Here is a 5,294-nt window from a genome sequence, read left to right as displayed (position 1 = left end):
AGCTCCCACAGGGTTCCGGATACATCCGCAAGAACAGGTCGTCTGTCAGGCCGCATTCGCGAGCAAGCCCGCTCCCACAGTGGATTGTTGGTGGGCGTTACATTGGTGTTCACCGCCGATGATCCTGACGGACTTCAGGCCGGCTCTCAGGCCGCCTCGCTTTGTTTTTGATCTTGATCTGCCCCGTCGGAAGGCCGAGCGCAGGTTCTGCGTAGTGGGCAACCCGGCAGGGATGCCGGGTTAGCCGCCCCCGGCCATGGATGGCCGATGGCGGCGGGCCCACGGAGCAGGACCGGAGCGAGGGCATGGCGAGCCTTAGCGAGCCACCGTACGTCAGGGGCGCAGGCGCTTGGTTACTTGGCGCTTTTCCAAGTAACCCGCCGTAAGGGCGGAACCAATAGCCGCCGTTACCGCAGGAATGGATATGTACACCATCAAAACCTATGCCGCCCAAGACATAGCCATCGCGAGCAGTCTCGTTCCCGCAATGGTCCCGAAAACATCCGCAGATCAAAAATTATTCGGCTCATTTCGTGAGCCGAATAAGGCTGCTATTCGGCTCACGCCCTGAAATCATAGTGATATCCCCCGCAACTCAAGATGTATCCGATTGTTAAAACACTGCCAAATGGCTAACCTTCGCGTCTTCCAGACCCAATATTCACGGGTCTTTCAGACGAAACGCAGTACCCCTATCTGTAACGCGCCGAGGATCTGGCGCAAGGTTTCGTCATGCATGGCAGGAGGCATCACATGCGTTCATTTCTTTCGCTGCTGATCGGGTTGGCTTGCGCTTCGGCGCTGGCCGCGCCGAGTGCCGAGATGTCGGAGCCGGTGGGTGGCTGGCGTTTCAACGGTTTGCTCGACCGTAGTGAAAACCCGCAGGTCGCCTATCCCACACCGCCCATCGACCGGGGTGTGCAGCGTAATCGCACGATGATCCAGGGCCAGCTCAAGGCGATCGGTGCGCAACGCGGGCCGCACACGCTGGCGGTCAACGGCAATCCCTTGAACCTGTACACCGACGACCAGGGCCGTTTTGCCCGGCCGTATGCGTTCGGTGCCGGCTCCAACAGCGTCGAAGTGCGCAGTGCCGAGGGCCAGTCGCTCAAGCGCGTTCAATTCTATGAAGCCAATAACCTGCGCACGCCCGCACGGATTCGTGTGGTGCTGGGTTGGGATGATCCGAAGGCCGAACTCGATCTGCACATCATCACGCCTGACGGCCAGCATGCGTTCTGGGCGCACTCGGCGCTGACCAACGGCGGCGGCCTCGACCCCGATGGTGTCGACGGTCCCGGCCCGGAAATGTTCACCATGACCGCACCGCTGCATGGCACCTATCTGGTTTACGTCAACTACTGGGGCAACTTCGGCAGCGGCGGCTATAACTTCGATGAGGCCGGCAACCAGAACGAGGTGATCACTTCGCAGATCAACCTGGTGCTCAACGAAAACACCGTCGACGAAAAACGCGAGAGCTTCATCGTGCCCCTGCGGGCCATCGGTGACCTGCTGCTGGTCAAGACTTTCAACTATTAAACATCCCGCACCACGGATGACATCGGGTTTTGTGAAATGAGCGATAACACTGTTTCTCCGGCTGCCGATACACCGAGCGCCAAACCGTCCCGTCGTTGGCCGGTCATTGTGCTCGGGCTGTGCCTGGTCGCCGCTGTGGCTGCCGGCATGGGCTGGCTGATGAAAAAAAGCACAGCCCCGGCACCGCAACTGGCGGCGGAAAAACTTGGCATGAGCCGCCCCGATGGCTTGCTCGAAACCCACTCCTTGAGCCAATTGCCCAAGGATTTGCTGGCCGTGCCGTTCCTCAAGGAAACCCTGACTGAAGACTTCGTCTTCTATTACCAAACCCACGCCGATCGTCTTGGCCTGATCGGCAGTCTGCGGCGGATCATTTATGAACACGATTTGAAACTGCAGGACTCCTTGATCGAGCAACTGTTCGACCAGCCGGCAGATATCGCGTTGTGGCGCGGGGCGGATGGGCGGCTGAGGGATTTCCTGCTGGTGATGGATCGCGGCGGCCTGGCCAAGGTGCTGGAACCGCTGGCGAAAGTGGCGCTCGATGATTCGCAACTGAGCAAAATCGCAGAGGTGAAAGTCGGTGCCGATAACGTCGAGCTGTATCAGCTCACCTACAACGCCAGCAAGGCGCTGGTGTTCGCTTCCCATGGCGACAAACTCGTGGTGCTGTCGAATCCGACCAAGCTCTATGACCCGCAAAGTGGCATGGCACAGGAAGCCGGCAGCGTTTCGACCCAGTCCATCGCCGCTTTGCTCAATGGCGAAAAACTGTTTCCCGAAGCTTTCGGTCTGCCACCCCGTGCGCCCGAGGTAAAGCAACGGCTGTCGGTCAACGCCAGCGTGTTGGCCATGGGTTATCAGCGCTTCATCCCGAATTTCGCCGGTCTGCGTTTCGACATGGACGATAAAGGCTGGCACAGCTTCCTCGCCATGGATGAGCTGGAGAATCAGCCAGACTTCGATTTCAAACCGGTCTGGCAAGCCATGCCGATGGGCGCGAGCGCGTGCGTCGCCCTGCCGCTGGCGGCCGAACAACAAAAACCGTTGCTGGTAAAACTCGGTGCCGAAGAGCGCGCGGCTCAAGCACTGACCGAACACATGGCCGGTGCGGCAGGGCTTTGCTGGTATGCCGATTCGCGACTGTACACACCGCTGCTGGTGGCCGGGCTCAAGGATCAAGACAGCGCCAGCATGGATGGCGATCTGGGCAAGTTGTTCGGTTCGATGGTCGGCGCCCATGAAAGCAAGGTCGATGAGCATGTGTTCCCGGTGGTGGAGAAACAGCAAGGCCAGAGCCATCAATGGCAGCGTCAGGTCAGCTCCAGTTTCGGTCCCTACGCGGCCAAGGATGCAGAACATCCGGACGCCATCAGCGGTAAGGCGTTCATGCGTGTAAGCCTTGCGCGACATGGTTCAACGCTGCTGTTTTCCCTCGACGACAAATTGGTGGACAAGGCCCTCGGCACCCTCGACAAGCGCTTCCCACCGATGGCCGACGTGTTGCCCAAAGACCGGCTGATGCCGATCTACTTCGGCCCTGACTCCATGGCGCAGCTGATCCAGCAGGAAACCCTCGACAGCCTGCCGCAGGACATGGAACCGGTGTTCTACAACGCCGCGCAAACCTACCTGATCCCCAAACTGCGCACGCTCGGCGGCTACGGCAAATATGCCCTGACCTTGCCCGAAGGCAGCGAGCCGGACGGTCACTGGCAATGGTTGCCGCTGGAGTGGAAAGCGCTGTGAATGGGTGGATCCGCAGTCTCGGCTTGCTTGCCTTGCTGTTGAGCGCGAGTGCCCGGGCGCTCGATGCACCGGCGCTGGATGCGCAGCAATCCCAGGTGTTCCGTGCATGGTTCGTGCGCATCGCCCAGGAACAACTGAGCCAAGGCCCGAGCCCGCGCTGGTACCAACAGGACTGCGCCGGGTTGGTGCGCTTTGCCGCCAACGAAGCGCTGAAAGTCCACGACGACAAATGGCTGCGCAGCAATGGCCTGTCCAATCGCTACCTGCCGCCGGAGCTGCAGCTGAGCGACGCCCAGCGCAGCCTCGCCCAGCAATGGCAACAGGGCGGCGGCAAGGTCGGGCCGTACGTCAACGCGATCAAGTTGATCCAGTTCAACAGTCATCTGGTCGGCCGCGATGTGTCCCAGGCGCGCCCAGGCGACCTGGTGTTCTTCGATCAGGGCGACGACCAGCACCTGATGATCTGGATGGGGCGCTTCATCGCCTATCACACCGGCACCACCACTCCCACCGATAACGGCATGCGTTCGGCAAGCCTGCAACAACTCATGACATGGAAGGACACCCGATGGATACCCGATGCAGCCAACCCCAACTTCATCGGCGTCTATCGACTGAATTTTCTCTCCCAATGACCGGTGCCCGCATGCTGCGTTTTCTGTCTCTGTTGTTGGTCATGGTGTTGCCGTTCTCGGCAGTCAACGCCCAAGACACCGTCGAGCCCAGCGGCTACACGCCGGTATCCGGTGAAAGCTTTTTCCTGTTGGCCGACAGCAGTTTTGCCAGTGATGAACAGGCGATGGTGCGCCTCGAAGCGCCGGGCCGCGACTACCGCCGCTTCCGCATGGAGCCCTATGGCGGTGCCGACATTCGCGTGTATCGCATCGACAAGCCGCTGGACTTTCTCAAGCGCCAGAAGAACCTGCACCGCGTGGTCAGCGACGGCCAGTTCAAGGGCGAAGGGCTGTCCAACACGCTCGCCTATCTGTGGGATAACTGGTACCGCAAGTCGCGGCGGGTGATGCAGCGGGCGTTCTCCTACGAGTCGCGCAAACAAGTCACCGAGGAAGTGCCGGAACTGAAAATGGGCGCTGCCATGGCCGCGCCGACACCCTACGACGCGCAACCGCAATTTGCCTTGATTCCGGGCCTGCCGGTGGTCAGCCAGTTCCGTTATCCGCTGTGGCAGGCCAAGCCGATCCAGCCACCGGAAGGGGTGAATCTGGCCGGCTCTTCCAGTGAGTTCGTCAGCGTCGCACCGGGCAACGTCTACATCCCGTTGGGCAACTTGAAGCCGGGTCTGTACCTGGTGGAGGCGCTGATCGGCAAGTACCGCGCGACCACCATGGTCTTCGTCTCCAACACCGTGGCGGTGAGCAAGATTGCCGGTGATGAATTACTGGTGTGGGCTGCGCGCAAACACCAAGGCAGTTCGGTGCCCAAGGTCAATGTGCTGTGGACTGACGGTTTGGGCGTGATGAGCAGCGGTGCTACCGATGTCGATGGTTTGCTGCGTTTGAAACACGTCAGCCCCGAGCGTTCGTTCGTGATTGGCGAGGACGAAGAGGGCGGGGTTTTTGTCTCGGAAAACTTCTACTACGACAGCGAAATCTACGACACCAAACTTTATGCCTTCACCGATCGGCCGCTGTATCGGCCGGGGGATTGGGTGTCGCTGAAAATCGTTGGCCGTGAATTCAAGAACGCCCGGGATTCGGTGCAGCCAAGCGCTGCCGATGTCAACGTGACGGTACTGGATGCGACCGGTACGGCCCTGCAAACCCTGGACTTGAAACTCGATTCGAAGGCCGGCACCCAGGGCCGTTTCCAGCTGCCGGACAACGCCGTGGCCGGTGGATACGAGTTGCGCTTCAGCTACAAGGATCAGGCTTACAGCAGTGCCTTCCGCGTGGCTGAATACATCAAGCCGCACTTCGAAATTTCCCTCAATCTGGCCAAGCAGGATTACCGCACCGGCGAGCCGGTCAAGGGCAGTCTGGTGT

At 60.2% G+C, this 5,294-nt stretch carries 5 protein-coding genes; all 5 read left to right on the top strand.

Translation table 11 applies throughout. The annotated features are described in order from the left end of the window. Positions 1 to 424 precede the first annotated feature (424 nt). Positions 425 to 571, top strand: a complete 147-nt coding sequence (locus D8V06_RS30525; protein ID WP_177434518.1) for a hypothetical protein — start codon at positions 425 to 427, stop codon at positions 569 to 571. Positions 572 to 753: 182 nt separating this feature from the next. After that, the gene (locus D8V06_RS29885) at positions 754 to 1,542 is read left to right on the top strand and encodes a DUF2135 domain-containing protein (RefSeq protein WP_130932384.1); all 789 of its coding nucleotides are present in this window, start codon (positions 754 to 756) and stop codon (positions 1,540 to 1,542) included. A 36-nt stretch (positions 1,543 to 1,578) separates the two neighbouring features. Further along, on the top strand, positions 1,579 to 3,291 hold the full coding sequence (locus tag D8V06_RS29880; protein ID WP_130932383.1) for a DUF2138 domain-containing protein: 1,713 nt from the start codon (positions 1,579 to 1,581) through the stop codon (positions 3,289 to 3,291). After that, a complete protein-coding gene (locus D8V06_RS29875) occupies positions 3,261 to 3,926 on the top strand; it encodes a DUF1175 family protein (RefSeq protein WP_130932382.1) in 666 nt (221 codons plus the stop codon). The genes D8V06_RS29880 and D8V06_RS29875 overlap by 31 nt, the downstream gene beginning before the upstream one ends. Then, on the top strand, positions 3,923 to 5,294 hold a 1,372-nt coding region (locus D8V06_RS29870), incomplete at its 3' end, for an MG2 domain-containing protein (protein ID WP_241667884.1). The genes D8V06_RS29875 and D8V06_RS29870, both read left to right, overlap by 4 nt.

This window comes from Pseudomonas sp. Sample_24 (assembly GCF_004307605.1).
In the GTDB taxonomy this organism is placed as follows: Bacteria; Pseudomonadota; Gammaproteobacteria; order Pseudomonadales; family Pseudomonadaceae; genus Aquipseudomonas.
The sequence above is the reverse complement of the archived record's forward strand: the minus strand, read 5'-3'. Positions and strand labels throughout refer to the sequence as shown.